Here is a 25,291-nt window from a genome sequence, read left to right on the forward strand (position 1 = left end):
GTCAGAGATTGGGCACCGGCACCGGATGGGTGCTGGCGGCCTGGCGCTCGCGGATTTTCTGATGCACCTCCGCGCGATGTACATGCACCCCGGCCGGCGCTTCAACGCCAAACTTCACCTGGGTACCGTTCAACTCGAGGATATGCACGGCGATGTCATCGCCAATGGAGATGACTTCGCCTATGGCGCGGCTTAAAACCAGCATGGCGGTTGTCCTTTTAACAGTGAAAGGACCTCGACCATGCGCGCAGGCTGTGGTGTGCATCAATGGCTTGCCGTGAAATCAGGCACTACTTACATGTGTAGGTAAAATGCCTGACAGACCACTTCCCGGTCAGCCTTTGGCGGCCTGTGCCTTGGCGCGCATTTTGTCGGCCATGCTGGTCATTTCGTCATACAACAACTGCGGGTTCTTCTGCTTCAACGCCCAAGCCATGCGCCCCTGTTCGTGGGGCAGGATCATGAACTCACCTTCCGCGACCCGCTGGTAGATGTAATCGGCGATATCCGCCGCCGAAATCGGCGAGCTTTCCAGCAACTTGCCCACCTGGGCCTTCATGGCCGGGGTCGGCCCACGGAAGGAATCCAGCAGATTGGTCTGGAAGAACGATGGGCACACCACATGCACACCGATTTCCTGCTGCTTGAGCTCCACCAGCAGACTCTCCGACAACGCCACCACACCCGCCTTGGCTACGTTGTAGTTGCTCATGGCCGGCCCCTGCATCAGCGCGGCCATGGAGGCGATGTTGATGATGCGGCCCTTGCTCTTTTCCAACAGCGGCAGGAACGCCTTGCAGCCCTTGACCACGCCCATCAGGTTGATTGCGATCTGCCAGTCCCAGTCCTCCAGGGACAACTCGGCAAAGAAACCGCCTGACGCCACGCCTGCGTTGTTGACGATCACATCGATACCGCCCAGCTTGACCTCACAGGCCTGGGCAAACGCGGTGAGCTGGCTGTAGTCGCGCACGTCGCAGCGCTGGATAAAACCTTCGCCACCGGCCTCGCGCACCAGCCTGAGGGTTTCCTGCAGGCCGGGCTCGCTCACGTCCGACAAGGCCAACTGCCAGCCCTCACGGGCCCAGCGCAGAGCGATTTCACGACCCAGGCCGGACCCGGCGCCAGTGATCATCATGCGATTTTGCATAGGAAGTTGCCTTGTGGTTCACGGAAGAAGTGACCGGCAGTGTAGCGAAGGTTTTTCCTACACCCACCCACCATCAGAGTGATGAATGCCCCTGGCAAACCGTGGGCCGGGTCGGATGTTTGCGTATAGCCTAAGTTCAATATTTTTCAACTAACAGGTTTAGTTGCGAGCGCATTAAAAGAAATAAGCCTGTGTGCGAAATGCTTTAAAAAAATACTGAATTTTCTGCGAAGAAGCATAGTCGGAGTTGTTAAGGCGTCTGTCTTTAATATGCGGGCCTATCGTTAAACAACCGGTCTTTGCAGAAGGCCAATAAGGAAAAAAACCATGAGCCTCATTCTGATCATTATCTTGATCCTCCTGCTGGTCGGCGGTCTGCCAGTGTTCCCTCACTCACGTAATTGGGGTTATGGCCCGTCGGGTATCCTGGGCGTTGTCCTGGTGGTGCTGCTGGTGCTGTTGTTGCTTGGGCGTATATAAACGCCAGGCAAAAAAAGAGGCCCTTTAAAGGGCCTCTTTTTTATGGCCGGTTAATTAGTCCGGCTTGCCGTTGACCACACCTGCGGTGTTATCCAACAGGCTCTTGGTAGCGGTCTGCAGGAACGACTCGAGTTTCTGCTTCAGTGCCGCCTCGTCCGGCGACTCGGGGATCACTTTACCGGTTGGGTTGGCGCCCAGTTCGTATTCCCACAACTTCGGTGGCATTTCCTTCGGCAGCACCAGAATGCGATCTGCCGTCACCAATGCCACGGTTTGATCGCTGCCCGATGGCTTGATCACACCAAAACCCTTATCGCCTTCCGGCAGGTTCAACAGGTCACGGCCCCAGCACTGGTGCAGGGTATCGCCACCCAGGCGCCCCATGATGGTTGGCACGATGTCGATCTGGGTGCCCACGGTGTGGTCACGCTCGCCGAACTTTTCCTGCATGCCTGGCGCGATCATCAGCATCGGCACGTTGAAACGGCCCAGGTCCATTTCGGTGATCTGCTGCTCGTTGCCGAAGCCATGGTCACCCACGATGACGAACAGGGTTTCCTTGAAGTAAGGCTCCTTGCGGGCCTTCTCAAAGAACTGGCCCAGGGCCCAGTCGGAGTAGCGCATGGCGGTCAAATGCTCGTTGAGGCTGCCACGGTCGGTGACTTTCTCAACTGGCAATGGCCTCGGCAACGCGTACGGCGTGTGGTTGGACAGGGTTTGCAGCAACGCATAGAAGGGCTTGCCACCTTCACGCGCCTTGAGCTCTTCCAGGCCACGGTTGAACATATCCTGGTCAGACACACCCCACGTCGGGTCGGAGAACACCGGATCGACGAAGTCATTGCGACCGATGAAGTTGGTCATGCCCTGGTTGCTGAAAAAGCCCGACTGGTTGTCCCAGGCGAAATCGCCGTTGTACACATACACGTCGTCAAACTTGCGCGCGCTGAGCAACTGCGGCAGGCCCGACAGCTTGTGGCTGCCTTCCGGGGTCTGCATCAGGTATTCGAAGCCCGGCAGGTTCGGGAAGCACGCCATGGTGGCGAACATACCCTGGTGGGTATGGGTGCCGTTGGAGAAGAAACGGTCGAACAGCAGGCCTTCCTTGGACAGTTTGTCGAAGTACGGCGTGATGTTGCCCGGACGACCCAAGGCGCCGACCGAGTGACCGGCGAAGCTTTCCATGAGGATCACGACCACGTTCTTGATCGGCAGGGTCTTCTCGGCCGGCGGCATGTAGTCGCGGCGCACGGCGGCGATGTCGGTATCCACCAGTTTCTCTTGCGGCAGCACCAGCATGTCACGCACGGTCTGGGTGGCCAGCGGCTGGTCGAGGGTGGCCTTCCAGATATTGGAGCGATCTTCGGAGAACCGCGACTTGGCCGCGGCGATCAGCGACAAGGTGCCGTTGAGGCCCAACTGGTTGGCGAAGTTCGAATCCGTAGTGTAGACATCCCCCCAACGCAGCGGCGGCCCCTGGCGCAGGGTGCCACGGATGGCGACCACGGCGATCAGCAGGCAGACCACGAACACCGCGATGCGCGTGTACCACGGCGCGACCTGGCGGGTACCGATGCTGCCACCGCTGAACGGGCCACGCGGGCGTGTGGCGCGGTCGGCGCCTTTGAACGCCATGCTCAGGATCAACGTACCCACGGCCCAGGCCAGCAGGTAGCGCACCACCGGGAAACCGTACCAGAGCATGCTCATCACGGTCTTCGGGTCTTCCTTCACATATTGGAAGACCAGGCCGTTGAGGCGCTGGTGGAACTCGCGGTAGAAGTCCATTTCCATCAGGCCCAGGAACAGGGCGATGCTGGACGCGACGGTCAGCCACAAACGGAAGAACCCGCGCGCAGCCATGGCGCGGACGCTGAACAAGGCCAGCAGCAGCGGGACCAGCAGGTACATCACCAGGCGAATGTCCAGGCGCAGGCCATTGCCGAACGCTTCGAGGAAGGTCGAGGCCGGCGTGTCGAGGATCATTTCGCGGTTGTACACCAGCAGCGCCAGGCGCAGCAGGGAGAACATCACCATCATGACCAGTGCGCAGAGCAGCGTGTACGCCAGATGGGATTTGACGGTCGGTTGCAGCAGGCGATTAGAAGCTCGCTGCTGACTCAGGGCGTCCGGGTTTGCCATGTCGTTTCAGGACCCATTGGAAGTTTAAGTGACGAAGTAGTGCAGTGGCACGAATGGTGCCCGATCAACGGCGGCAAGGCTATTAATTACTGAACGTGCACCGGCGCTCCGCCTTTAGTGGCTCTTGGGACAGGGCCTTGGCAGGAAGATAAAGCCGGCGAATTGTCTTGGAAGGGATGTGAAAATTTTGTGCAGCGAATATTTCGAAACACAAAATGAATTGAAGGGAAAAGCCGTGGCCCGACAGCTGCCGAGCCAGGGTTCGACAGCTGCCAGGTGGTGTGCGAGATCAGATCCGCACATTACCCCGTGGTCCGGCAATCGCCCAGATGATCAGGCCCAGCACCGGCAGCAGCAGGATCAACAAGATCCACAACACCTTGGCGCCCGTGCTTGCGCCGCTTTTGAATACGTTGATGATCGCCCAGATATCCAGCGCGAGGATGATCAGCCCGATCAAGCTATTAAACGTGGAACCCATGGTGTCGCTCCTAAGTGAGGGCATGCCCTTGTAGGATAGTCAGCCCTGGCGGGGGTTCCGTTTTATTTCAGACGTGAACCGCGACTTTCAGCGCTTCCAGGGACGGTTCGCCCTTGATGCCGACTTCGGCGCACAGCTCCAGCACGCGCGGCAGGTCGTTGCCGTAGACCAGTACCGCCTGGATCTCGTCATCCAGCAGCTGGCTGAAGTTGAGCAGCACATAGCCGCCATCCTCCGGGCTGAGGGCGCTCATCTGGATCTGGATGCGGTTGAGTGCGGTCAAGTCTTCGGTCTTGGCCAGTTGCTTGGGCTTGAGGTTGAACGCAACGCCCGGGCCGAACGACGCGACGATCTGCGCGAACAGGTCACCATAGGTGTCGGCCTGGAACAGCACGGTGTCCGGCAGGCTGCCGACCACCACCCACTCACCCAGTGGGATGGGGAAGGTGTCGTCGTAGTTGATATCCGGGTTGGCCGCCAGAAACGCGGCCGGGTCGGCGTAGGCCTGGGCCGCCTCATCGGCGATGCGCGCCACCTCGTCCTCACCCATGACGCCGGCGCTGATTTTGCTGATGAGTTCGACGAGGGCGGTTTTCATGGGAATGGTCCTGTAGCGGGCTGGCTTTTGAGGGCGCGTAGCCTACACCAGTTTCTGCAACTGCGCCGCCGTATCCACCGCGCCCATGGTCTGCGCCGCGGCCAGTGCGGTGGCGCCATTGGCGTCGGTGGCCTTGGGGTTGGCGCCCTGCCCCAGCAGGTAATCGACCATTTCCACGCGGTTGAACATCGCCGCCATCATCAACGCCGTACGGCCGTCGGAAGACGCGGCGTCCACCGGCGCGCCTCCGTCGATCAGCGCCTTGACCACGTCCAGGTTGCCCTTGAACGCTGCACCGGCCATCGGCAGCTGGTTCTTGTCGTTGGCGATCTGCGGATCGGCCTTGAACTCCAGCAGCACTTTTACTGCCTCGGCATGGCCGTGATAAGCCGCGAGCATCAGCAAGGTGTCGCCGTTGTGGTTGCGCAAGTTGGCCGGCAAGCCTTTGGCCAGCAGCGCAGCGAGCATGGCGGCGTCGCCTTTGCGGGCAACGTCGAAGACCTGCTCGGCAAATTCGGCGGCTTCGTCTTCAGTCATTTGTTTGGCTTGGTCTGACATGTGGGGCTCCTTGTCTGGTCCTCTATATGGCGCCCAGTGTCGCGAGGGAGTTCCCCCCTGTCATGGCTTTTTTGTCAAAAGCGGCCATAGGCAGAATCAATGGCGCTACTTTAATAACGAAAATGCCCAGCCTGGATCTGCGCCAGCAATTGCCCGGTGACCGGCACATAACTGTCCGACCCCGGCAGCCAGGCGTAGACCGGGTCATTGCCCGCCTTGTCCGGGTCGAAGGCTTCCTCCTTGAGCCGCACCTTCTGATATTTGAAGGTGCCGGTGGTTTCCATCTTCACCTTGATACGCAGGAACAATGGCACGGCATAGTGCGGCAACTGGCCGTGGGCGAACTGCAGCAACTCACGCATGTCCAGGGCAGCCAGCGATTCGCTCGGGGTGATGGCGACCATGCCGGCACGGCCGTTGGTGTTTTCGATTTCCACGCCATAGGCCACGACTTCAGCGATCTGCGGGTGTTGCAACAAGATGTTCTCCACTTCGGTGGTGGAGACGTTTTCTCCCTTCCAGCGATAGGTGTCGCCCAGGCGGTCGACGAACTGTGCATGGCCGAAGCCGATGCTGCGCACCAGGTCGCCGGTATTGAAGTAGCGGTCGCCCTTCTCGAACACATCCGTGAGGATCACCTTGCGGTTTTTTTCCGGGTCGGTGTAACCGTCATAGGGCGACTTTTCATCGATCCTGGCCAGCAACAAGCCCTGCCCGCCGGTCTTCACTTTGTGCATGAAACCATCGCCGCCACGGATCGGTTCACCCGTGTCGTGGGCGTAGTCCACCAACGCCCAGTGTTGCAGGCAAAAGCCGACGGTGTTGTCGAAATTCAATATGTTGGTAAAACCGATATTGCCGTCGCTGGCGGCGTACAACTCGCAGACATGCGCCACGCCGTAGCGCGCCTTGAACTGCGCCCACACGCCAGGGCGCAGGCCATTGCCGACCATCTTGGTCACGCGGTGATCACGGTCGTTTTCGGCCGCTGGCTGGTCGAGCAGGTAGCGGCATAGTTCGCCGACGTAGCCGAGGGTGGTCGCCTTGAATCTGCGCGCATCCTCCCAGAACTGACTGGCGCTGAACTTGCGCCGGATAGCGAAACCGGACGCCCCGACAATCGCCGCGCCCCAGCACACACAGAGGCCGGTGGCGTGGTACAGCGGCAGGGTGCAATAAAGAACATCCTCCGGCCCCATGTCCAGCGCAATGCTGCCGAAGCTGATCGCGGTCTTGGTCCAGCGGCCATGTTTCATGATGCCGGCCTTGGGCAGCCCGGTGGTGCCGGAGGTATAGATATAGAAGCAGGGGTCGTTGAAGAAAATCTGCGCGGTACTCGGCAGGTTATCTACCGGGCCACCGGCGCTGGCAGCCATCAGGTCACAATAACCATCGGGCAGCGCATTGGCTTGCTGGTCCGCGACAAACCAAGTGCGTTCAGCGGGAATGCCCACCTGCTCACGTACCGCGTCATAGGAAGCCACCAATTCCGCACCGGCCACAATCGCCACCGGGTTCACCAGGTTGAGGCTGTGCAGCAGCGCCGCCTGGGTCTGCGCGGTATTGAGCATCGCACAGACGCCGCCCAGCTTGGCCACGGCCAGCACGCTCAGCAGCAACTCGGGACGGTTTTCGATAAAGATCGCCACCACATCGCCCTTGCCGATGCCCTGGGCTTGCAGATGGTGGGCAATACGGTTGGCCTGCTGGTTGGCTTCGCTGTAGCTGAGCACGCGGTCGCCGTACAACAAGGCTGTGCCATCCGGGTTGCGCAGGGTGGCTTGTTCAAACTGCCAGCCCAGGCCACAGGGCTGAGCGGGGTCGGTGACATTGGCGGCCCGCATGCCGCGCACCACCCGAGGCAGAGCACGAACAATGGCCGGCACCTTACGCAGCATCATGCCCCAGGTGATCATGTCGTTTTGCGGGTGGCGCATGGGAACGTCCTTTTTCTTATTGTTCGTAAACCTTGCAGAAAAGTACGTCAGGCCCTCTTCGGCTGTACACGCAGGATTTGAAAAGTTTTGTATCCCGATAAGCGAACGCTGAAAAAAGGAATTAAGCCAGGCAGAGAGAGTCATTATGAGTAGTGAGGCACCTGCCCGAGCGCGCCCGACAACGCAAAATGCAGGATGCATGATGGCCATTCATGCAAATTGCACGAATCCGGAAATTTTGTATTTTTATAAGCTATTGATTTATAACGATATTTATCTAAATCACTAGCTGGCACAATCACTGCACCTATCTCTCCATGCTTGCCCACTTGAGCCAACGGAGCTGATAGACATGAGCCTGATCCAAGATAAATTCGCTTCAGTATTCTCCAACTACGATGTCACCACTCAGCCTCGTCCAGACGGCGGCATCCTGCTGACCCTGCGCAACAGCGAAGGTAAACAGGTCAAGCGTTCGATCTCCTATCAGCAGTTGCACACTGCCGATCAGCTGACGTGGGTCATCAGCGCCATTCGCCGCGACCTGGCTGAACAGGCCAGCGAGTTGCCGCAGATTTCGATGCTGCAGAGCCAGAACCGCTTTGCCTTGCCGACCTACCACTCGGCTTAAGCCTGAAATACCCAAAAGGGCCGCGACGCATTGAGCGTCGCGGCCCTTTTTCATGGGTTCAACACAGCCCCTGGCGGCTGGCTTCATTGACGGCTTGTACCCGATTGGTCACTTGCAGCTTGCAATAGATATTACGCAGGTGGAATTTCACGGTTGCTTCGGACGTGGCGCGTATCTGGCTGATCTCCCAGACGGTCTTGCCTTCCGAAGCCCAGCGCAGGATTTCCAACTCCGCCGGAGTCAGGGCCTTGCCAGCCAGGTTCAAACGTCGCCTGACTGCATTGGGTACCGAATATGGCGGTAGAAACGATTCCTTGGGGCCACTCATTAGTTCCTCTCCTTTCTCTGGCTCATGCCGCACCCTCTTCGGATTCCTCCTATTGACAGGTGACATAAACATTGATGTCGCAGAGGGTTACATAACGAATGGTATTAAGGCGCAGGCCCGCGCATAAACATCCAAGCCTTACAGAAGTTTGAGTTTCTTCCCACAGCAACTTCCAACCTTAAGGGGTTGTAGTTTTTGATCGGCGGGGATTAGTCGTCCAGGCCGGGGAAACGACTGGCAATATCGTCCTCGGTGAACTCCGGTATACATTCTTCAAGCGTATTGAACAGGCGCAGTGTGACAAAGTGCGGGTTCTCCCCCATGTCAATCCAGTGCGGCATACCGGCCGGGATCACAAGCAGGTCGTTTCTCTCGCAACGCACGGCGTATACATAATCGCCTATGTGCAGGGAAAACAGCCCCTGCCCTGCGATGATGAAACGTGCGGCAACTTCGCTGCAGCGGCGCTCGGCAAGAAAGCCCGCACGCACCTCGGCCTTCTGGAGATGATCCTCCGTCACCCTGAGCACCTGCGCATCCGCGTAGCCCAAGGCTTGAATCTGTGCCTTGTACGCCGCAATCAGTTGCGCATCTGTGGCCCCCTTCTCGATAGAAACGGGTGGCCAACGCTCAAAACGCACGCCGTGCTCGGCCAGGGTCGCAGCAATATCCTCGGGGTGGGTGAGGACCTTGTTCGGGGTGTCCGGTGAAGCAGCGCAGTAGACGGCGACATAACTCATTGAAGGGTTCCTTGGTTCTGCTCGTGCAATCGAAGACCGATGATAAGGGCGGCGGCCAGGGCCGCGACGCTCGCGATACTGAAGGTCAGGGTCGGCCCCAACAGGTTCCAGCTGTAGCCGGCATACAGCGCACCCAGCGCACCGCCGGTGCCGGCCAGGGCGGCGTAGAGCGCCTGGCCCTGGCCTTGTTGCCGGGCACCAAAACTGCGTTGCACAAAGGCAATCGAGGCTGCATGAAAGCTGCCGAACGTGGCGGCGTGCATTACCTGCGCCAGCAACAGCACCCAGAAATACTCGGCAAACGACCCCAACAGCAACCAGCGCAATGCCGCCAACAGGAAGCTCGCCAGCAGTACACGACGCACCGAAACGCGCGTGAGGATGCGGCTCATGCCCAGGAACATCAATACTTCCGCCACGACCCCCAGCGCCCAGAGCATGCCGATCACGCCCCGGCTGTAACCCAGGTGTTCAAGGTGCAGCGTCAGGAAGGTGTAATACGGGCCGTGGCTCAGTTGCATCAATGCCACGCAAGCATAAAACGCCAGCACGCCGGGGCTGCGCAATTGCTTGAGGAAGCCGTCGCCCGCCAGACGATTGCCGTGGGTCGCGGGCTGCGCATTCGGCACCCACAGGCTGGCGCCGATGATGCCGGCCATGATGACTACGACCACCACCGGGTAGATGTCCAGGCTCAGCCAGTCGAACAAGCGGCCCATGATCACCACGGTGAGGATAAACCCGATGGAGCCCCACAGGCGGATCTGGCTGTAGCGCGCCGTCTGCTTTTGCAGGTGCGCGAGGGTGATCACTTCAAACTGCGGCAGTACCGCGTGCCAGAAGAATGCATGCAGCGCCATGACCAGGGCCAGCCAGGCGTAGGTATGGCTGACGAAGATCAGCGAAAAACTCGCCAGGGTGCACACCGCACCAAAACGCACGATGGCCAGGCGCCGGCCGGTGTAGTCGCCCAGCCAGCCCCACAGGTTGGGCGCCACGCAACGCATCAGCATGGGGATGGCCACCAGCTCGCCGATGCGCGCGCTGGAGAACCCGAGGTGATCGAAGTACAGCGCCAGGAACGGCGCGGTCGCCCCCAGGAGGGCGAAGTAGAACAGGTAGAAGCTGGAGAGGCGCCAGTATGGGAGGGCTGTCACAGCAGCGCCGTCACAACTGGGCCAGCACCGGCGTACTCACGCGCACATCGGCATTTTGCCCGCGATTGCGCAACAGGTGGTCCATCAACACGATGGCCATCATCGCTTCGGCGATCGGGGTGGCCCGGATGCCGACGCATGGGTCGTGGCGGCCTTTGGTGATCACGTCCACCGGGTTGCCATGCACGTCGATCGAACGCCCTGGCGTGGTGATGCTCGACGTGGCCTTGAGCGCCAGGTGCGCCACGATCGGCTGGCCGGAGGAAATACCGCCGAGGATGCCGCCCGCGTTGTTGCTGAGGAAGCCTTGCGGGGTCAACTCGTCACGGTGCTCGGTGCCACGCTGGGACACACAGGCAAAGCCGGCACCGATTTCAACGCCTTTGACGGCGTTGATGCTCATCAGCGCATGGGCCAGTTCCGCATCGAGGCGGTCGAAGATCGGCTCGCCCAGTCCCGGCTTCACGCCTTCGGCCACCACGGTGATCCTCGCGCCGACGGAATCCTGGTCGCGGCGCAACTGGTCCATGTAGGCTTCCAGTTCCGGCACCTTGTCCGGGTCCGGGCTGAAGAAGGCGTTGTCCTCGACGCTGTCCCAAGTCTTGAACGGGATTTCAATCGGACCCAGTTGGCTCATGTAGCCCCGGATCACGATGCCCTGGGTGGCCAGGTATTTCTTGGCAATGGCACCGGCGGCCACGCGCATGGCGGTTTCGCGGGCCGAACTGCGGCCGCCGCCACGGTAGTCGCGCTCGCCGTATTTGTGGTGGTAGGTGTAGTCGGCGTGGGCCGGGCGGAACAGGTCCTTGATCGCCGAGTAGTCCTTGGACTTCTGGTCGGTGTTGCGGATCAGCAGGCCGATGGCGCAACCGGTGGTGCGGCCTTCGAACACGCCGGAGAGGATCTCGACTTCGTCCGGCTCCTGGCGCTGGGTGGTGTGGCGGCTGGTGCCGGGCTTGCGGCGGTCGAGGTCACGCTGCAGGTCTTCCAGGGACAGTTCGAGGCCTGGCGGGCAGCCGTCGACAATGGCGACCAACGCCGGGCCATGGCTTTCGCCCGCGGTGGTGACAGTGAACAGCTTGCCGAAGGTATTGCCGGACATGCAGGGCGCTCCGTGAAATCAGTTGAATCAAGTCAACCGTAATAACTTAAGGCGGCCAGTATACGCAGGCTAACCGAGTAGTTCATCCTCGAAACCTTCCGGGTAGACCTTGGTCCAACCGGCACCTTCCTCATGATGGCGCGATGATGCTGCGAGTTCTGCTTTTGACCCTCACCCTGTTTTCCAGCGTTGGCTTCGCCGCCTCCCCGGTCGTGCTGCAAAGGCCCATCAGCCTCGATACCGGCAGTGGCGAGCTGTCTGGCTCACTCTTGTTGCCCAAATCCGACAGGCCAGTCCCGGTTGTACTGATCATCGCCGGCTCCGGTCCCACCGACCGCAACGGCAACAGTGCCGACGGCGCGCGCAACGACAGCCTCAAGCGCCTGGCCTGGGTGCTGGCGCGGCACAATATCGCCAGCGTGCGCTACGACAAGCGCGGCGTCGCGGCCAGCCTGGCGGCCACGCCGGATGAGCGCAACCTGACCCTGGATGCCTACGTGGCCGATGCCGTGGCCTGGGGCAAGCTGCTCAAGGCCGACAGACGCCTGGGGCCGTTGATTGTGCTGGGTCATAGCGAAGGGGCCTTGGTGGCGGCCCTCGCCGCGCCGCAACTGGACCCGGCCGGCGTCATTTCGTTGTCCGGCAGCGCACGCCCGGTAGACCAGGTGATCCGCCAGCAGTTGGCCGATCACCTGCCCCCCGCCCTGCTGCTGCGCAGCAACGAGATCCTCGATCACCTCAAGGCCGGCCAGGTGGATGCCGACGTGCCTGGCCCGCTGCAAGGTATTTTCCGCCCCAGCGTGCAGCCGTACCTGATCAGCCTGTTCCGTGCCGACCCATCGGCCGCTTTCGCCCAGTTGCGCATGCCCGCGCTGATCATCCAGGGCACCCACGATATCCAGGTGGGTGTGAGCGACGCCCAGCAATTGAAAAAGGCCAAGCCCGACGCGCAGTTGGCGGTGATCGAAGGCATGAACCACGTGATGCGCATCGTGCCCAAAGATGTGAAGCAACAATTGGCCTCCTACAACGATCCGCAACTACCCCTCGCCGCCGAACTGGGCAGCCGCGTCGTGCGTTTTATCGAAGGACTTCAACCCCATTAAGCGACTATTTGCCTCCAGTCCTGGGAAAACCGGCCGATAAGCCCTGGGTCGACAGTAAAAAGACTGTCGGCTCGCTGGGCTTGGACAGGATCGCGCCGCATGACAACCACTGAAGCAACACCGGAATCCACCGCCGACACCCCGGCTGAAAAAACCGAGGCCGTCGACGCGGCGCCCCTACCGTGGGCGGATGTCCAGGCCGAGCATTTCAAGATGCTGCGCCTGGCCCCCCTGGCCACCGACCGTGCCACTGGCGTGCGGCCGTTGCGGTTCGTGCAGTTCGGCTACGCCGAGCGCAATGACAAACACCACAGCCTGCTGCGCATGGTCATCCAGCTGCCAGGGCAGCGCGTGCGCCGTGAGCAGAACCACCTGGATATCTGGGTCGACCACGACAAGCACCGTGTGCACTTCGGCCCTGGCAACAGCCTGGAAATCGAACCAGCCAACCGGGGTATCGGTCGCTTCCTGGTGGCCCAGGGCGCCGCGTGGGCGAAGAAGAAGTGGTCACACTACCGCGTCGACGGCGTCGACCTGGCCAACAAAGATGCCTTGAACGAGGCCACCCGCCTGCGCCGCGATCACTTCCTGCGCATCCAGGGCTTTGATGTGGCCTACGCCGATGTGCAACACCTCAAAGGTAATGTGCAGCCGGGCAAGGTCGGTGATGTGCTGGACAGTTGGAACACCGAGAAGGTGCAGTTCGTGGAGATTCTCGAAGCCGCGCAGATGCTGCAACAGGCTGAGCAGAACCTGGCGGAGCAGGAAGTGAAGCTGCGCAAGGAAGAGGAAAAGGTCACCAAGTTCAAGCGTGAGGACAGCGGGTTGCGCTTTACCATCACCTGCCTGGTGGCGTTTACGGTGTTTCAGGCGGGGTTGTTGATCTGGATTGCCACCCACCGCTGAAATGAGTCTATGCCTTGAAATAAGGTCTGAATGTGGGAGGGGGCTTGCCCCCGATAGCTGAGTGTCAGTATTTGGAGTAGCTGACTGATCCACCGCCATCGGGGGCAAGCCCACTCCCACATTGGCCCTATTCGTTCAGTAAGGTGGGTTAAACGCGGGCGGCAAACACCGCCTGATGTTGGCGGCACTGCTCCGCCGTCAACATGAACACCCCATGCCCACCACGCTGGAAGTCCAGCCAGGCGAAGTCCACTTCCGGGTACAACGCCTCGACGTGCACCTGGCTGTTGCCCACCTCCACGATCAGCAAACCTTTCTCGGTCAGGTGGTCCGCCGCTTCGGCCAGCATGCGCCGCACCAGGTTCAAGCCATCATCGCCACAGGCCAGGCCCAGTTCCGGTTCGTGCTGGTATTCGTCGGGCATGTCGGCGAAATCTTCGGCATCCACATACGGCGGGTTCGACACGATCAGGTCAAAACGCTGGCCCGGCAGACCGTCGAAACCGTCACCCTGCACGGTGTACACGCGCTCATCGACGCCATGGCGCTCGATGTTCTGGTTGGCCACTTCCAGGGCTTCGAACGACAGGTCGCCCAGCACCACTTCGGCGTCCTGGAACTCGTAGGCACAGGCAATGCCGATACAGCCGGAGCCGGTGCACAGGTCGAGAATGCGTGCCGGCGGTTGCGCCAGCCAGGGTTCGAAGCGGTTTTCGATCAGTTCGCCGATCGGTGAACGGGGGATGAGCACGCGTTCGTCGACGATGAACGACATGCCGCAGAACCACGCTTCGTTCAACAGGTACGCGGTGGGCACGCGCTCATGGATGCGCCTGTGCAGCAAACGTTGCACATGGGAAACTTCCTCTTCCTCCAGGTTGCAGTCCAGATAACTGTCGGCAATCTCCCACGGCAAGTTCAACGCGCCGAGCACCAATTGACGGGCTTCATCCCAGGCATTGTCAGTGCCATGCCCGAAAAACAGGTCTTCCCCATGGAAACGGCTGACAGCCCAACGGATGTGGTCGCGCAACGTGCGCAGGCGGGATGTGATCACGGGGGCAAGCTCCTGGAAAAAACGACTGGTGATTCTAACAGCCTTCACCTGTACCGACGATGTACGAAACCCCGCGCCCATCCGTCGGATTTCATCCGAATTGCCATCATTGTGTCAAACAGGCCCACCTCTTGACATGGCTACACGTCAACAACGGCGTACCTTACGATGGTAGCGATTCACAGAACCGCTCAGCCAGTGGACAATGTCGCAAAAGCCCCCCTCACAGGAGCCCCAGAATGTCCGTTCCAAAGACGATGTTTCAACTCAGCGGTCGTGGTTACGCAGCTGCGAACCTCAGCCATGCGACCCTCGTGATCATCGACGCCCAGAAGGAATACCTCAGCGGCCCGCTCGCCCTCTCCGGCATGGACGCGGCCGTTGGTAACATCAAGCAACTGGTCGCCGCAGCGCGCAACGCCGGGCGCCCGATCGTGCATGTGCGTCACCTGGGCACCGTTGGCGGCTTGTTCGACCCGCAAGGCGAACGAGGTGAGTTCATCCCGGGCCTCGAGCCTGCAGGCGACGAAACCATCATCGGCAAACTGCTGCCCAGCGCATTTCACGGCACCGGCCTGGAAAAACACCTGCAGGACCTCGGTTCCCTGGACCTGATCGTCTGCGGCTTCATGAGCCACTCCAGCGTCAGCACCACCGTGCGTGCCGCCAAGAACCTGGGCTTTCGCTGCACCCTGGTGGAAGACGCCTGCGCTACCCGCGACCTGCCTTACAAAGGCGGCATCCTGAGCGCCGCGCACGTACAGCAGACCGAAATGGCCATCATGGCCGACAACTTCGCCACCCTGGCGTTGACCAAAGACCTGATCTGATCGACCTTCTGATGAGCGGTGCGGCAATGTTTATTGCCCCGCTCATCCGCAAAGCCTTTTCATTTGGCGCATTTACCCCTCGCCCCGGAACAACCTGTGTATTGTCCGGTCGAAGGGCCGATACCCTGGAGGAAAGGTCGGAATGAAGATATCCGATGGTTTTGATGCTCGTCGCTTGCGCCCCAAGGGCCCGAGCAACTGGCGTCTGCGCCTGGTTGCCGGCATCGCCGCGCTGCTGGCGATCGTAGGTCTGCTCTTGGCCGGCGCTGGTGGCGCCGGTCTGTCTGGTCACTCGCCGGCCCTTGGCGAGCTGAATGCCAGCCCTGGCGGCTCGGCTATCCTGTTGGGGATCGGGCTGCTGGTACTGTGGTTGGGCGTATGGTTGTGGCGGCGCAGCCGCCGAAAAATGCGCCAGCCGTTGTCGCTTAATATCGCTTCGCACCTGATGAAAAAACACGACTGATGGCGCTTGGATAGCGTTTCCTGCGCCCCGGCCGCCGCGATTTAGGTAAACTGCCCGCCCTTCGCGGAGGCTGACATGCAAGACGACGATTTTTCCCTGTTCAAAAACGAGCTGCGCGGCGTCAAGCCGATCAAGCACGACCGCGCCGACACCGGCAAACCCAAGGCCGACCGCGCGCAGATCGCCAAGCTGCGCCAGGCCGCGACCGTGCGCACCGATGCCACCACCGTGGACGGCCTGTCGGACCAGTTCGTGATCGACGTCGGCCCCGAAGACGAGCTGATGTGGGCCCGCGACGGTGTGCAGGAAAGCCAGATGCGCAAGCTCAAGATCGGCCAGATCCCGTTCGAAGGGAGTCTCGACCTGCACGGCATGACCGTGGAAAAAGCCCGCGAAACCCTGTGGGCCTTCCTCGCCGAAGCCACCAAATTCGAAATCCGCTGCGTGCGCGTCACCCATGGCAAGGCCGTGCGGCTGGACGGCAAGCGGCCGATGATCAAGAGCCACGTCAACACCTGGCTGCGCCAGCACGCCCAGGTACTCGGCTTTACCTCGTGCCAGGCCCGCCACGGCGGCGCGGGGGCGGTGTATGTGATGCTCAAGCGGACCATGATGGAAGGGCGCGACGAGTAACAAGTGCCATCGTCAGGCTTGCAGCGATGTGCCCGCCACCGTAACCTTGCGCTTTGCGAAAATCCCACAGGTAGTTTCATGTCCCTGGAACAGAATTACACCGCGATCCTCGGCCAACTCGGCGAGGACGTTTCCCGCGAGGGCCTGCTCGACACGCCAAAACGTGCCGCCAAGGCGATGCAGTACCTCTGCCGCGGCTATGAGCAGACACTGGAAGAAGTCACCAACGGTGCCTTGTTCAGCTCCGACAACAGCGAAATGGTGCTGGTCAAGGACATCGAGTTGTACTCGCTGTGCGAACACCACCTGCTGCCGTTTATCGGCAAGGCCCACGTTGCCTACATCCCGAGCGGCAAAGTGCTGGGCCTGTCCAAGGTCGCGCGGATTGTCGACATGTATGCCCGCCGCCTGCAGATCCAGGAAAACCTCAGCCGCCAGATCGCCGACGCGGTGTTGCAAGTCACCGGTGCCCTGGGCGTGGCCGTGGTGATCGAGGCCAAGCACATGTGCATGATGATGCGCGGTGTGGAGAAACAGAATTCGTCGATGATCACTTCGGTGATGCTGGGTGAGTTCCGCGAAAACGCGGCGACCCGCAGCGAATTCCTCAGCCTGATCAAGTAACGGGCTGCTTAGGAAAAGACCGGCGTTCATCGCCGGTTTTTTTTCGCCCGCAGAATTCAGGTAAGCTGCCGCCCCTCAGTTATGGGCAAGAGGTTTAAACCATGTTGGTCAAAGCACTTCGAGTCGGCCTCGGCCAGATCATCATCGCGGGCGACTTCCTGACCCGTCCCCGTAAAAAACAGCGCCCCGCCGAACAGCAGGCGCAGGTGAATGCAGCGGCCAAGGAACTGACCCTGTATCAGTTCCACGCCTGCCCGTTCTGCGTGAAGACCCGTCGCACCCTGCACCGCCTGAATGTGCCGGTGGCGTTGAAGGACGCGAAGAACAACGAGCAGGACCGCCAGACCCTGCTGGAGCAAGGCGGCAAGATCAAGGTGCCCTGCCTGCGCATTGAAGAGAATGGCCAGACCACCTGGATGTATGACTCCAAGGTGATCATCGATTACCTCGACAAGCGTTTCGCTGCGGTCTGACAGACACTGGATATCCAATGTGGGAGGGGGCTTGCCCCCGATGGCGGTGTATCAGTCAACTTATGTGTGACTGACACTCTGCTATCGGGGGCAAGCCCCCTCACACACTTAGTTCATTATTGGCAAATCAATGTCCAGCAGTGCAGAGCCCAGGCACTTGCCATGGGCATCCAGCGCCAGCGAGCGGGTCACACCGCCGCGCAGGATGCCCGGCAGCACGAAGTTCAGTGCCTGTACATTCGCCAGCTCATAGCGCCGCACCGGTGCGGCGCCTGGCTCCAGTAGATCCGCAAAAAACCCAGCCACACGCTCGACGGTCAGCTGTTCGCAGAGCCAGGGGTAATCCTCGGCACGATAGGCAATGATCGAAATGTTCGACGTATCGCCCTTATCCCCCGTGCGGGAATGGGCCAGTGTGTGCAGCTTCATGCTTCGATCCTCGGGTTGACCGCATCACGCGGCAGCAGCAACGACGCCACCGCCACCACCTGCCGCACGCTCTTGCTCGCGCCGCCGCCACCGGACGGGCCATTGGTGTAAAGGGTTTCTACTTCGTTGCCGACGCGCACCGCTTCGCTGCGCTCTTCACAGCGAGCCGCCACGCGCAGGCGCACTTCCCAGGGCTCCACCGTGCTGCGCGGGCCGTGCAGCGAGTCCATGCCGATCAGTTCGGCACGCACGTCCTGCATCTTCACGCCTATCAACTCAAGGCGCTTGAGCACGACATCCCGCGCCAGCTGCGCCCGTGCGACAGCACCGGGGCCGCCGTAGGACATCTGCCCTTCGCCGATCCAGCCGTCCAGATATCCAACACTCACCTTCAACCGTTCGGGACGCGAGCGACCACCAGCGCCTTGGGCGCGAACGCGATCAACGCCCTCCTCGACAAAGCACACCCGGGAAAAATCGGCGGTCACATCCGGCGTCAGATAGGCCGCCGGATCATGCACTTCGTAGATCAGTTGCTCGGTGCAGGTGGCACGGCTGACCCGCCCACCGGAGCCGGTGACCTTGGTGATCACGGCCTGGCCGTCAGCATCAATCTCGGCCAGCGGGAAACCCAGGCGCGCCAGGTCATCCACATCCTTGAAACCCGGGTCGGCAAAATACCCACCGCTGACTTGCCCGGCACATTCGAGCAAATGCCCCACCAAGGTGCCGCGCCCCAGCCGCGGCCAATCGTCCGCCATCCAGCCGAACTCAAACATCTGCGGCGCCAGGAACAGCGAGGGATCGGCCACGCGCCCGGTGATCACCACGTCCGCATCGGCGTGCAATGCCTGCAGAATGCCGTCGACGCCCAGGTAGGCATTCGCAGAGATCAACCGTTCGCCCAAAGAGCCGACGGTCTGGCCGTTATCCAGCAAAAACTCGGGCTGCAACATCGTCAACACATCGTCGCCCACCACAGCGAGTACCTTGAGATCCAGGCCCGCCTCAACAGCAATTCGCCGCACTTCGGCCGCCGCCGACACTGGATTGGCCGCGCCCATATTGGTGATCACCCGCAGGCGACGGCGCCCGGTCTGCACCCCCACAAACGGCAGCACCCGGCGCATGCGCTCACTCAACAGCGGATCGTAACCGCCCTGCGGATCGCTGATCCGCGCCTGTTGCGCCAAGGCGATGGTGCGTTCAGCCAGGCATTCGAATACCAGGTAATCCAGGTCGCCGTGTTCGGCCAACTCGACCGCAGGTTCGATACGGTCGCCGGAATAGCCGGCACCAGAACCGATGCGCAAGGTTTTCATCTCAAATCACTCCCAGGAGCAACGCGGTCAGGGTCATCAACACCGACGCGGCAAACAGAAACGGAATGGTGAAGCGCTGGTGATCGGCCAACTCGATCTTGCACAGGCCCACCAACAGGAAAGTCGCAGGGGTCAGCGGGCTGACCGGGAAGCCGGTGGTGTGCACCCCCAGCAACGAGGCCTGGGCCACTTGCAGCGGGTCGACGCCCAGGGCCTTGCCGACTTCGGCGATCACCGGCATCACGCCGAAATAGTAGGAATCGGGGTCGAACAGCATGCTCAACGGCATGGAAATGAACCCCACCACCGCCGGGATCAACTTGCCGTGACCCGCCGGAATCTGCGCCACCGCTACTTCGGCGATAGCCTTGAGCATGCCGGTGCCCTGCATGATCCCGGTGAACACCCCGGCGGCCAGCAGGATACTGGCCATGGTCAGGGCGGTCTTGGCATGGGCATCGATGCGGGCACGCTGGGCATCTACGTTCGGGTAGTTGATGCACAACGCCACTACGGTGCCGAGCATGAACATCACCACCGGGTCGACCCAGCCGGCGATCATCACCACCATCACCAGCACGGTCAGGATCAGGTTGACCCAGAACAGGCGCGGGCGACGCAGCTTGATATCGTCTTCACTGAGCACCCGTTGCGGCACCGCATCCACCGTGGAGCCGGCGCCGAGGCCCAGGCGTTTTTCTTCGCGACGGCCCAGCCACCAGGCACAGGCAAACACAAAGATCAGGCCGACGATCTGCACCGGGATCAACGGCTGGAACAGGTCCGCCACCGGCACGTGCAGGGCCGCTGACGAGCGCAGCACCGGGCCCGTCCACGGCAGGAAGTTGACTCCGGCCGCCATCGCGCAGACACAGGCCAGGATGCGCTTATCGATACCCAGCCGCGTATACAGCGGCAACATCGCCGGCACCGTCACCAGGAACGTCACCGCGCCGGAGCCGTCCAGGTGTACCAGCAGCGCCAGGGTCGCGGTGCCTACAACAATGCGTGTAGGACGCGTCCCTACCGTGCGCAGGATGCGATCAATGATGGGGTCGAGCATGCCAGCATCGGTCATGATCCCGAAAAACAGGATCGCAAAGACGAACATGCCGACCACGGGGGCGACGTTCTTGATACCGGTGATGATGAAGGCGCTGGTTTGCAGGCCGAACCCGCCGAGCAGTGCGGCGATGATCGGCAAGGCGATCAGGGCCACCAGCGGCGAGAGGCGTTTGCTCATGACGGCAGCGAGCAGGCACAGGATGGTGATGACACCCAGGGTAGCGAGCATGGGTTACTCCAGAGCGACCTTTTTGGCCGGTTATTGTTTTCCCTGGAGTATTGGAAGCAGGTTAGTCTTTGTAAATTGGAATATTCACCCGCTAGTGTTCGGAAAAACAAAATGAAGAACAGTATCCAACACATTCAGGCGTTTCTTGCGGTGGCCCGTACTGGCAGTTTCACCAAGGCGGCCAATGAGCTGCATCTGTCGCCTTCTGCGCTGACGGTGCAGGTGCAACAACTGGAAGACTGGCTCGGCGTCGCCCTGCTCGACCGCAGCCCGCGCCACGTCAGTATTACCGCCGCCGGCCAGGAGGCCCGCGGGCCAATGGAAAAACTGCTGCTGGACCTGGACAACATCGTCAGCGGGTCTCGCGACCTGGCGGCGTTGCGCCGAGGCGTGGTGACCATCGCCGCCCTGCCCTCGGTCTGTGCCGGCAGCCTGCCACCGGTACTGCGCCTGTTTCGCGAGCGCTTTGCCGGAATCGAAGTGCGCCTGCATGACCTGGTGGCCCATCGCATACACGCCCAGGTGCGGTCCGGCGAGGTGGATTTCGGCATTGGCGTGCGTGCACGGCTCAGCCATGGCCTGGAATTCGTGCCAGTGCTGAACGATCGCCTGTGCGCGTTTGTACCGGTCGGTCATCCGCTGACCCGCCATCGCAAACTGACCCTGGAACAACTGGCGGACCAGCCGATCATCCTCACTGGCCGCGACAGCAGCGTGCGCGAGCAAGTGGATGCGCTGTTCGATGAGACACGCCTGACGATGAACGCGGGCATGGAGGCCAACTACATGTCGACGGTGCTGGCACTGGTGCGCCAAGGGTTGGGGATCAGTGTGCTGCCGGAATCGGCGGCGGACAGCCTGGCGGGGTTGAAGCGCATCTACATCGAGCATCCCGGCGTAAACCGGGAGATCGGGTTGATCAGTCGCAGCGGGATGGGCCTGAGCCCGGCGGCGCAACGCTGCTTTGACTTGCTGAACGAAGAACTGAATGTGGGAGGAGCAAGCCCCCTCCCACAGGTTTAACCGAGCATGGCCACATGCTTGGGATGGCTGGCAACCCTCTTCAACCACGCCTGCACAGCCGGATAAGCCTCCAGCTCAAAACCACCCTCATTGGCTACATGGGTATAGGCATACAAGGCCACATCGGCGATGGAGAACTGCTCGCCCACCAGGTACGGCGTCAGTTGCAGTTGGCGCTCCATGACCTTGAGTGCCTTGTAACCGCCTTTGTGCAGTTTCTTGTATTCCTCCAGGCGGTCCTCGGGCAGGCCCAGGTAAAACTGGATAAACCGCGCCACCGCAATGTACGGCTCATGGCTGTACTGCTCGAAGAACTGCCACTGCAACACTTGGGTGCGCAGGCGCGGTTCGGTGGGCAGGAACTCGCTGCCATCGGCAAGGAAGTTGAGGATCGCGTTGGACTCCCACAGGCAGGTGCCGTCTTCCAGTTCCAGCACGGGGATCTTGCCGTTGGGGTTCTTCGCCAGGAACTCGGCGGTCTGGGTGTCACCCTTGAGGATGTCCACATCGATCCATTGATACGGGATGCCCAGCAGGCTGAGCATCAATTTGACCTTGTAGCAGTTGCCCGACTTGTAATCGCCATAAACCTTGTACATGGGGCTCCCCTTATGCCGCTTGCGCGTGCTGTGCTTGACGGACCACCGCGGCCAGGCGCTTGAGACCTTCGTCCAAACGGGCCGGGTCGATATGGCTGAAATTGAGCCGCAACGAACCCAGGTGTCGGTCGGGCTCGGAAAAGAACGGTTCACCGGGCATGAACGCGACGTTCTGGTCGAGCGCTTGAGCCAACAAGGTGCGGGTGTCGAGCGGCTGTTTCAAGGTCAGCCAGAAGAATAAACCGCCCTGGGGCACCTGCCAGTCGGCCAGCTCGACGAAGTGACGCTCCAACGCCGACTGGAAAGCATCGCGGCGCTCGCGATAAAAGCCGCGCAGTTGAGTCAGGTGCTGCTGGTATTGCTCCGTGCCGATCCACTGCATGGCCTGCCATTGGCCGACGCGGTTGGTGTGCAGGTCCGCCGATTGCTTGAGCTTGAGCAGGTGCGGGAACAGGTCCGGGCTGGCGATCAGATAGCCCACGCGCAGGCCCGGCAACAGGGTCTTGGACACGGTGCCGGTGTAGATCCAGCTGGCTTTTTTCAGGCGCCCGACGATGGGTCTGGCGCTGCCGCCGTCGAAAGTCAGTTCGCGGTAGGGTTCGTCTTCGATCAGGGTCACGCTGAATTCGTCGAGCAAGGCGGCGACGGCTTCGCGCTTGGCCTCGCTGTAGCGCACGGCCGAGGGGTTCTGGAAGGTCGGGATCAGGTAGATGAACGCCGGGCGATGGCGTTCAAGGTTGGCACGCAACGCATTCAGGTCCGGGCCGTCGGCGTCCAGTGGCACGGTGAGGCAATCGGCGCCGAACAGTTGGAAGATCTGCAACGCGGCCAGGTAGGTCGGGCCTTCCAGCAGGATCCGGGTGCCCTTGTCGATGTACAGCTTGGCCGCCAGGTCGAGGGTCTGCTGGGAGCCGCTGACCACCAGCACCTGGCTGGCCTGGCACGGCACGCCCAGGGCACGCGCCTCGGCAGCGAGCAGTTCGCGCAACTGCGGTTCGCCTTCGCTCATGCCGTACTGGCCGATGTTCAGCGGCATGTCGTCCCAGTTCAAGGCAGGCAGCATGGCTTCGGCTGGCAGGCCTCCGGCGAACGACATCACTTCCGGGCGCTGGGCTGCCGCGAGGATTTCACGGATCAGGGAGCTTTTGAGGCGCGTAACACGTTCAGAGAAGGCCATGGGGTCACCGGTAGCGAAGACTGTGGGAAATACGTCAAACTGGTTGACCGAAATTACGACGACTCGCACGGATACGTCAATATGCTTGACCTTAAAAACCCAACCGCCCAGCAGGCCGCGATGGAAGCGTTTTTCTTCGGCTACCAGGCGTTTACCGCCAAGGCCGACGAAATGCTCGAGCGCCGCGGGCTGAGCCGGGTGCATCAGCGCATCGTGTTTTTCATCGCGCGCTACCCGGCGCTGAGCGTGAAGGAACTGCTGGAACTGCTCGGTGTGAGCAAGCAGGCACTGAACATCCCTCTGCGCCAATTGCAGGAGATGCACCTGGTCAACAGCGTCGCGTCCGAGACAGACAAGCGCAAACGCCTGCTGGAATTGACCGAGGAAGGCCTGCGCTTCGAACAGTCACTGCGCCGCGAACAGGTGAAGTTGCTGCAACGTGCCTTCAGTGACGCCGGTGAAGACGCGGTGGTTGGGTGGCTGGCGGTGAATCAGGCGCTCGCCAACCAGCCCTGACCCTGTGGTTGCCTTTCATCTATTTGGTGCAGCGGATAGAAAACATTATTTGCTTTATTTGTATACAAAAGCATAATTCGCTTCGTGCGAGTTCCTGACCTATTGGTCAACAAACCCGCCAGTACCTCTCAGCGCTTGCGCGCTGGCCATAACAATAAAATGCTTGAGGAGTACTCGCTGTGGATAGCCGCAAATCCGAAGCCCCGACGCTGGACCTTGCCCCCTCACCAAACGGCTGGCTGGAACGCCTGTTCAAACTGCGCTTGCATGGCACCACAGTGAAGACCGAGCTGATCGCCGGCCTCACCACCTTCATCACCATGGCCTACATCATCTTCGTCAACCCTAACATCATGGCCGACGCGGGCATCGATCACGGTGCGGCGTTCGTCGCCACCTGCATCGCCGCCGCACTCGGTTGCCTGTTGATGGGGCTGTATGCCAACTGGCCCGTGGGCCTGGCGCCGGGCATGGGTTTGAATGCGTTTTTCACCTACACCGTGGTTGGTACCATGGGCTACACCTGGCAGACCGCCCTCGGCGCCGTGTTTATCTCCGGTGTGTTGTTCATGTTCCTGACCCTGTCCCGGGTGCGTGAATGGCTGCTCAACAGCATCCCCGTCAGCCTGCGCCACGCCATGGGTGCCGGCGTGGGGTTGTTCCTCGGGGTGATCGGCCTGAAGACCGCCGGCATCATCGTCGACAGCCCGGCGACCCTCATCAAGCTCGGCTCCTTGCATGAGCCTGCGCCGCTGTTGGCGGCGGTGTGCTTCTTACTGATCGCGATTCTCAGCTACCACCGGGTTTTCGGCGCGATCCTGATCAGCATCATCGCCGTGACGCTCGCCGGCTGGGGCCTGGGCCTGGTGCATTACAACGGTTTCATCTCCACCCCACCGAGCCTGGCGCCGACCTGGATGGCGATGGACGTAGCGGGTGTGTTCAATGTCAGCATGATCAGCGTGGTATTTGCCTTTCTTTTTGTACACATGTTCGACACCGCGGGTACACTGATGGGCGTCGCGCAACGGGCCGGATTGGTCAATGCCGACGGCAAGATCGACAACCTGTCCCGTGCATTGAAGGCCGACAGTGCCTCCAGCGTGTTCGGTGCCATGGTCGGTGTGCCGCCGGTGACCAGCTACGTGGAAAGTGCTGCGGGCGTGGCCGCAGGTGGCCGTACCGGGTTGACCGCCGTCACCGTCGGCGTGCTGTTTGTGGCCGCGATGTTTTTCGCACCGCTGGCCGGGATGATTCCGGCCTATGCCACCGCAGGTGCGCTGATTTACGTGGCAATGCTGATGATGGCGAGCATGGCCCATATCAACTGGGATGAAGCCACCGACAGCATTCCGGCGATTGTCACCGCGATCATGATGCCGCTGACGTTCTCGGTCGCCGATGGGATTGCCCTGGGGTTTATCACCTACGTGGCCCTCAAGGCCGGTACCGGCAAGTACCGCGAGATCTCCGTGAGCCTGTGGGTGCTGTGCGCGATTTTCATCGCGAAATTCATATTTCTATAAAGAGGAGCA

The 25,291-nt window shown here is 61.0% G+C and carries 29 protein-coding genes; 12 read left to right on the forward strand and 17 right to left on the reverse strand.

What is annotated here, in order from left to right:
• Position 1 precedes the first annotated feature (1 nt).
• Both csrA and AC3WP7_RS04580 read right to left on the reverse strand, forming a co-directional pair.
• Positions 2–205, reverse strand: coding sequence for a carbon storage regulator CsrA (csrA, locus tag AC3WP7_RS04575; protein WP_092243214.1), 204 nt, complete (start codon positions 203–205; stop codon positions 2–4).
• 129 nt (positions 206–334) lie between these two features.
• Positions 335–1,150, reverse strand: a complete 816-nt coding sequence (locus AC3WP7_RS04580; protein WP_071490757.1) for an SDR family oxidoreductase — start codon at positions 1,148–1,150, stop codon at positions 335–337.
• Between the two features lie 327 nt (positions 1,151–1,477).
• Here AC3WP7_RS04580 and AC3WP7_RS04585 point away from each other — a divergent pair, with 327 nt between their 5' ends.
• On the forward strand, positions 1,478–1,630 hold the full coding sequence (locus AC3WP7_RS04585) for a DUF3309 family protein (RefSeq protein WP_015885095.1): 153 nt from the start codon (positions 1,478–1,480) through the stop codon (positions 1,628–1,630).
• 54 nt (positions 1,631–1,684) lie between these two features.
• Here AC3WP7_RS04585 and AC3WP7_RS04590 read toward each other — a convergent pair whose 3' ends face one another.
• The 5 genes from AC3WP7_RS04590 to AC3WP7_RS04610 form a co-directional block, all read right to left on the reverse strand.
• A complete protein-coding gene (locus AC3WP7_RS04590; protein ID WP_102592330.1) occupies positions 1,685–3,772 on the reverse strand; it encodes an LTA synthase family protein in 2,088 nt (695 codons plus the stop codon).
• Between the two features lie 289 nt (positions 3,773–4,061).
• A complete protein-coding gene (locus AC3WP7_RS04595; protein ID WP_003192770.1) occupies positions 4,062–4,253 on the reverse strand; it encodes a PLDc N-terminal domain-containing protein in 192 nt (63 codons plus the stop codon).
• A 67-nt stretch (positions 4,254–4,320) separates the two neighbouring features.
• Positions 4,321–4,851 (reverse strand): hypothetical protein, encoded by a 531-nt coding sequence (locus AC3WP7_RS04600; protein WP_071492765.1) that lies wholly within the window; start codon positions 4,849–4,851, stop codon positions 4,321–4,323.
• Between the two features lie 42 nt (positions 4,852–4,893).
• Entirely contained in the window at positions 4,894–5,409 is a 516-nt protein-coding gene (locus AC3WP7_RS04605) for an ankyrin repeat domain-containing protein (RefSeq protein WP_092243208.1), read from the reverse strand.
• A gap of 110 nt (positions 5,410–5,519) precedes the next feature.
• A complete protein-coding gene (locus tag AC3WP7_RS04610; RefSeq protein ID WP_102592331.1) occupies positions 5,520–7,346 on the reverse strand; it encodes a long-chain-acyl-CoA synthetase in 1,827 nt (608 codons plus the stop codon).
• Between the two features lie 352 nt (positions 7,347–7,698).
• On the opposite strand from AC3WP7_RS04610, the gene AC3WP7_RS04615 reads away from it, so the two are divergent.
• Positions 7,699–7,977, forward strand: coding sequence for a DUF3509 domain-containing protein (locus tag AC3WP7_RS04615; protein WP_003172952.1), 279 nt, complete (start codon positions 7,699–7,701; stop codon positions 7,975–7,977).
• Positions 7,978–8,035: 58 nt separating this feature from the next.
• On the opposite strand, the gene AC3WP7_RS04620 is transcribed toward AC3WP7_RS04615, so the two are convergent.
• The 4 genes from AC3WP7_RS04620 to aroC all read right to left on the reverse strand — a co-directional run bounded on the left by AC3WP7_RS04620 (position 8,036) and on the right by aroC (position 11,304).
• The gene (locus tag AC3WP7_RS04620; RefSeq protein ID WP_092243202.1) at positions 8,036–8,305 is read right to left on the reverse strand and encodes a response regulator transcription factor; all 270 of its coding nucleotides are present in this window, start codon (positions 8,303–8,305) and stop codon (positions 8,036–8,038) included.
• 209 nt (positions 8,306–8,514) lie between these two features.
• Entirely contained in the window at positions 8,515–9,045 is a 531-nt protein-coding gene (locus tag AC3WP7_RS04625) for an acireductone dioxygenase (RefSeq protein WP_093122438.1), read from the reverse strand.
• Positions 9,042–10,202: an MFS transporter gene (locus AC3WP7_RS04630; protein WP_102592332.1), complete on the reverse strand. Its 1,161-nt coding sequence runs from the start codon at positions 10,200–10,202 to the stop codon at positions 9,042–9,044. The genes AC3WP7_RS04625 and AC3WP7_RS04630 overlap by 4 nt, the downstream gene beginning before the upstream one ends.
• 10 nt (positions 10,203–10,212) lie before the next feature.
• Positions 10,213–11,304 carry a chorismate synthase gene (aroC, locus tag AC3WP7_RS04635; protein WP_071490765.1) on the reverse strand — a complete coding sequence of 364 codons (1,092 nt, stop codon included), beginning with the start codon at positions 11,302–11,304 and terminating at the stop codon, positions 10,213–10,215.
• Between the two features lie 143 nt (positions 11,305–11,447).
• Here aroC and AC3WP7_RS04640 point away from each other — a divergent pair, with 143 nt between their 5' ends.
• Together AC3WP7_RS04640 and AC3WP7_RS04645 are read left to right on the forward strand one after the other, a co-directional pair.
• Positions 11,448–12,410 (forward strand): alpha/beta hydrolase, encoded by a 963-nt coding sequence (locus AC3WP7_RS04640; protein ID WP_102592333.1) that lies wholly within the window; start codon positions 11,448–11,450, stop codon positions 12,408–12,410.
• A gap of 99 nt (positions 12,411–12,509) precedes the next feature.
• Positions 12,510–13,316 (forward strand): hypothetical protein, encoded by an 807-nt coding sequence (locus AC3WP7_RS04645; RefSeq protein ID WP_058424625.1) that lies wholly within the window; start codon positions 12,510–12,512, stop codon positions 13,314–13,316.
• Positions 13,317–13,464: 148 nt separating this feature from the next.
• On the opposite strand, the gene prmB is transcribed toward AC3WP7_RS04645, so the two are convergent.
• Positions 13,465–14,373, reverse strand: a complete 909-nt coding sequence (prmB, locus tag AC3WP7_RS04650; protein ID WP_071490767.1) for a 50S ribosomal protein L3 N(5)-glutamine methyltransferase — start codon at positions 14,371–14,373, stop codon at positions 13,465–13,467.
• Positions 14,374–14,612: 239 nt separating this feature from the next.
• On the opposite strand from prmB, the gene AC3WP7_RS04655 reads away from it, so the two are divergent.
• The 5 genes from AC3WP7_RS04655 (at position 14,613) to AC3WP7_RS04675 (ending at position 17,396) form a co-directional block, all read left to right on the forward strand.
• Positions 14,613–15,203: a cysteine hydrolase family protein gene (locus AC3WP7_RS04655; RefSeq protein ID WP_092243189.1), complete on the forward strand. Its 591-nt coding sequence runs from the start codon at positions 14,613–14,615 to the stop codon at positions 15,201–15,203.
• A 142-nt stretch (positions 15,204–15,345) separates the two neighbouring features.
• Positions 15,346–15,666: a hypothetical protein gene (locus AC3WP7_RS04660; RefSeq protein ID WP_058424627.1), complete on the forward strand. Its 321-nt coding sequence runs from the start codon at positions 15,346–15,348 to the stop codon at positions 15,664–15,666.
• A 75-nt stretch (positions 15,667–15,741) separates the two neighbouring features.
• On the forward strand, positions 15,742–16,299 hold the full coding sequence (locus tag AC3WP7_RS04665) for a Smr/MutS family protein (RefSeq protein ID WP_058424628.1): 558 nt from the start codon (positions 15,742–15,744) through the stop codon (positions 16,297–16,299).
• A 78-nt stretch (positions 16,300–16,377) separates the two neighbouring features.
• Positions 16,378–16,923, forward strand: a complete 546-nt coding sequence (gene folE / locus AC3WP7_RS04670) for a GTP cyclohydrolase I FolE (RefSeq protein WP_003236739.1) — start codon at positions 16,378–16,380, stop codon at positions 16,921–16,923.
• Positions 16,924–17,024: 101 nt separating this feature from the next.
• Positions 17,025–17,396, forward strand: coding sequence for a glutathione S-transferase N-terminal domain-containing protein (locus AC3WP7_RS04675; RefSeq protein ID WP_092243183.1), 372 nt, complete (start codon positions 17,025–17,027; stop codon positions 17,394–17,396).
• 108 nt (positions 17,397–17,504) lie between these two features.
• Here the strand turns inward: AC3WP7_RS04675 and AC3WP7_RS04680 are convergent, their stop codons facing one another.
• The 3 genes from AC3WP7_RS04680 to AC3WP7_RS04690 are packed head-to-tail and all read right to left on the reverse strand — an operon-like array spanning position 17,505 to position 20,441.
• Complete coding sequence (locus AC3WP7_RS04680; RefSeq protein ID WP_071490770.1) at positions 17,505–17,825, reverse strand: AtuA-related protein; 321 nt, start codon at positions 17,823–17,825, stop codon at positions 17,505–17,507.
• Positions 17,822–19,147, reverse strand: coding sequence for an acyclic terpene utilization AtuA family protein (locus AC3WP7_RS04685; RefSeq protein ID WP_102592334.1), 1,326 nt, complete (start codon positions 19,145–19,147; stop codon positions 17,822–17,824). Before AC3WP7_RS04685 ends, AC3WP7_RS04680 begins: the two co-directional genes overlap by 4 nt.
• A gap of 1 nt (position 19,148) precedes the next feature.
• Entirely contained in the window at positions 19,149–20,441 is a 1,293-nt protein-coding gene (locus AC3WP7_RS04690; RefSeq protein WP_071490772.1) for a CitMHS family transporter, read from the reverse strand.
• A 111-nt stretch (positions 20,442–20,552) separates the two neighbouring features.
• On the opposite strand from AC3WP7_RS04690, the gene AC3WP7_RS04695 reads away from it, so the two are divergent.
• Positions 20,553–21,464: a LysR family transcriptional regulator gene (locus AC3WP7_RS04695; protein WP_102592335.1), complete on the forward strand. Its 912-nt coding sequence runs from the start codon at positions 20,553–20,555 to the stop codon at positions 21,462–21,464.
• On the opposite strand, the gene AC3WP7_RS04700 is transcribed toward AC3WP7_RS04695, so the two are convergent.
• Together AC3WP7_RS04700 and AC3WP7_RS04705 are read right to left on the reverse strand one after the other, a co-directional pair.
• The gene (locus AC3WP7_RS04700; RefSeq protein ID WP_092243169.1) at positions 21,461–22,063 is read right to left on the reverse strand and encodes a glutathione S-transferase family protein; all 603 of its coding nucleotides are present in this window, start codon (positions 22,061–22,063) and stop codon (positions 21,461–21,463) included. The genes AC3WP7_RS04695 and AC3WP7_RS04700 overlap by 4 nt on opposite strands.
• Positions 22,064–22,073: 10 nt before the next feature.
• The gene (locus AC3WP7_RS04705; protein ID WP_093122410.1) at positions 22,074–23,240 is read right to left on the reverse strand and encodes an aminotransferase-like domain-containing protein; all 1,167 of its coding nucleotides are present in this window, start codon (positions 23,238–23,240) and stop codon (positions 22,074–22,076) included.
• 81 nt (positions 23,241–23,321) lie between these two features.
• On the opposite strand from AC3WP7_RS04705, the gene AC3WP7_RS04710 reads away from it, so the two are divergent.
• Positions 23,322–23,756 (forward strand): MarR family winged helix-turn-helix transcriptional regulator, encoded by a 435-nt coding sequence (locus AC3WP7_RS04710; RefSeq protein ID WP_071492751.1) that lies wholly within the window; start codon positions 23,322–23,324, stop codon positions 23,754–23,756.
• Between the two features lie 179 nt (positions 23,757–23,935).
• Positions 23,936–25,282, forward strand: coding sequence for an NCS2 family permease (locus AC3WP7_RS04715; RefSeq protein ID WP_071490777.1), 1,347 nt, complete (start codon positions 23,936–23,938; stop codon positions 25,280–25,282).
• The last annotated feature ends 9 nt before the right edge of the window (positions 25,283–25,291 follow it).

It is taken from the genome of Pseudomonas sp. FW305-3-2-15-C-LB1 (assembly GCF_058787615.1).

What these genes read in the sequence shown, in the direction of transcription:
- csrA (WP_092243214.1), bottom strand. Translation starts at nt 205, where the DNA reads ATGCTGGTTTTAAGCCGCGCCATAGGCGAAGTCATCTCCATTGGCGAT.
- AC3WP7_RS04580 (WP_071490757.1), bottom strand. Translation starts at nt 1,150, where the DNA reads ATGCAAAATCGCATGATGATCACTGGCGCCGGGTCCGGCCTGGGTCGT.
- AC3WP7_RS04585 (WP_015885095.1), top strand. Translation starts at nt 1,478, where the DNA reads ATGAGCCTCATTCTGATCATTATCTTGATCCTCCTGCTGGTCGGCGGT.
- AC3WP7_RS04590 (WP_102592330.1), bottom strand. Translation starts at nt 3,772, where the DNA reads ATGGCAAACCCGGACGCCCTGAGTCAGCAGCGAGCTTCTAATCGCCTG.
- AC3WP7_RS04595 (WP_003192770.1), bottom strand. Translation starts at nt 4,253, where the DNA reads ATGGGTTCCACGTTTAATAGCTTGATCGGGCTGATCATCCTCGCGCTG.
- AC3WP7_RS04600 (WP_071492765.1), bottom strand. Translation starts at nt 4,851, where the DNA reads ATGAAAACCGCCCTCGTCGAACTCATCAGCAAAATCAGCGCCGGCGTC.
- AC3WP7_RS04605 (WP_092243208.1), bottom strand. Translation starts at nt 5,409, where the DNA reads ATGTCAGACCAAGCCAAACAAATGACTGAAGACGAAGCCGCCGAATTT.
- AC3WP7_RS04610 (WP_102592331.1), bottom strand. Translation starts at nt 7,346, where the DNA reads ATGCGCCACCCGCAAAACGACATGATCACCTGGGGCATGATGCTGCGT.
- AC3WP7_RS04615 (WP_003172952.1), top strand. Translation starts at nt 7,699, where the DNA reads ATGAGCCTGATCCAAGATAAATTCGCTTCAGTATTCTCCAACTACGAT.
- AC3WP7_RS04620 (WP_092243202.1), bottom strand. Translation starts at nt 8,305, where the DNA reads ATGAGTGGCCCCAAGGAATCGTTTCTACCGCCATATTCGGTACCCAAT.
- AC3WP7_RS04625 (WP_093122438.1), bottom strand. Translation starts at nt 9,045, where the DNA reads ATGAGTTATGTCGCCGTCTACTGCGCTGCTTCACCGGACACCCCGAAC.
- aroC (WP_071490765.1), bottom strand. Translation starts at nt 11,304, where the DNA reads ATGTCCGGCAATACCTTCGGCAAGCTGTTCACTGTCACCACCGCGGGC.
- AC3WP7_RS04640 (WP_102592333.1), top strand. Translation starts at nt 11,448, where the DNA reads ATGATGCTGCGAGTTCTGCTTTTGACCCTCACCCTGTTTTCCAGCGTT.
- AC3WP7_RS04645 (WP_058424625.1), top strand. Translation starts at nt 12,510, where the DNA reads ATGACAACCACTGAAGCAACACCGGAATCCACCGCCGACACCCCGGCT.
- AC3WP7_RS04655 (WP_092243189.1), top strand. Translation starts at nt 14,613, where the DNA reads ATGTCCGTTCCAAAGACGATGTTTCAACTCAGCGGTCGTGGTTACGCA.
- AC3WP7_RS04660 (WP_058424627.1), top strand. Translation starts at nt 15,346, where the DNA reads ATGAAGATATCCGATGGTTTTGATGCTCGTCGCTTGCGCCCCAAGGGC.
- AC3WP7_RS04665 (WP_058424628.1), top strand. Translation starts at nt 15,742, where the DNA reads ATGCAAGACGACGATTTTTCCCTGTTCAAAAACGAGCTGCGCGGCGTC.
- folE (WP_003236739.1), top strand. Translation starts at nt 16,378, where the DNA reads ATGTCCCTGGAACAGAATTACACCGCGATCCTCGGCCAACTCGGCGAG.
- AC3WP7_RS04675 (WP_092243183.1), top strand. Translation starts at nt 17,025, where the DNA reads ATGTTGGTCAAAGCACTTCGAGTCGGCCTCGGCCAGATCATCATCGCG.
- AC3WP7_RS04680 (WP_071490770.1), bottom strand. Translation starts at nt 17,825, where the DNA reads ATGAAGCTGCACACACTGGCCCATTCCCGCACGGGGGATAAGGGCGAT.
- AC3WP7_RS04685 (WP_102592334.1), bottom strand. Translation starts at nt 19,147, where the DNA reads ATGAAAACCTTGCGCATCGGTTCTGGTGCCGGCTATTCCGGCGACCGT.
- AC3WP7_RS04690 (WP_071490772.1), bottom strand. Translation starts at nt 20,441, where the DNA reads ATGCTCGCTACCCTGGGTGTCATCACCATCCTGTGCCTGCTCGCTGCC.
- AC3WP7_RS04695 (WP_102592335.1), top strand. Translation starts at nt 20,553, where the DNA reads ATGAAGAACAGTATCCAACACATTCAGGCGTTTCTTGCGGTGGCCCGT.
- AC3WP7_RS04700 (WP_092243169.1), bottom strand. Translation starts at nt 22,063, where the DNA reads ATGTACAAGGTTTATGGCGATTACAAGTCGGGCAACTGCTACAAGGTC.
- AC3WP7_RS04705 (WP_093122410.1), bottom strand. Translation starts at nt 23,240, where the DNA reads ATGGCCTTCTCTGAACGTGTTACGCGCCTCAAAAGCTCCCTGATCCGT.
- AC3WP7_RS04710 (WP_071492751.1), top strand. Translation starts at nt 23,322, where the DNA reads ATGCTTGACCTTAAAAACCCAACCGCCCAGCAGGCCGCGATGGAAGCG.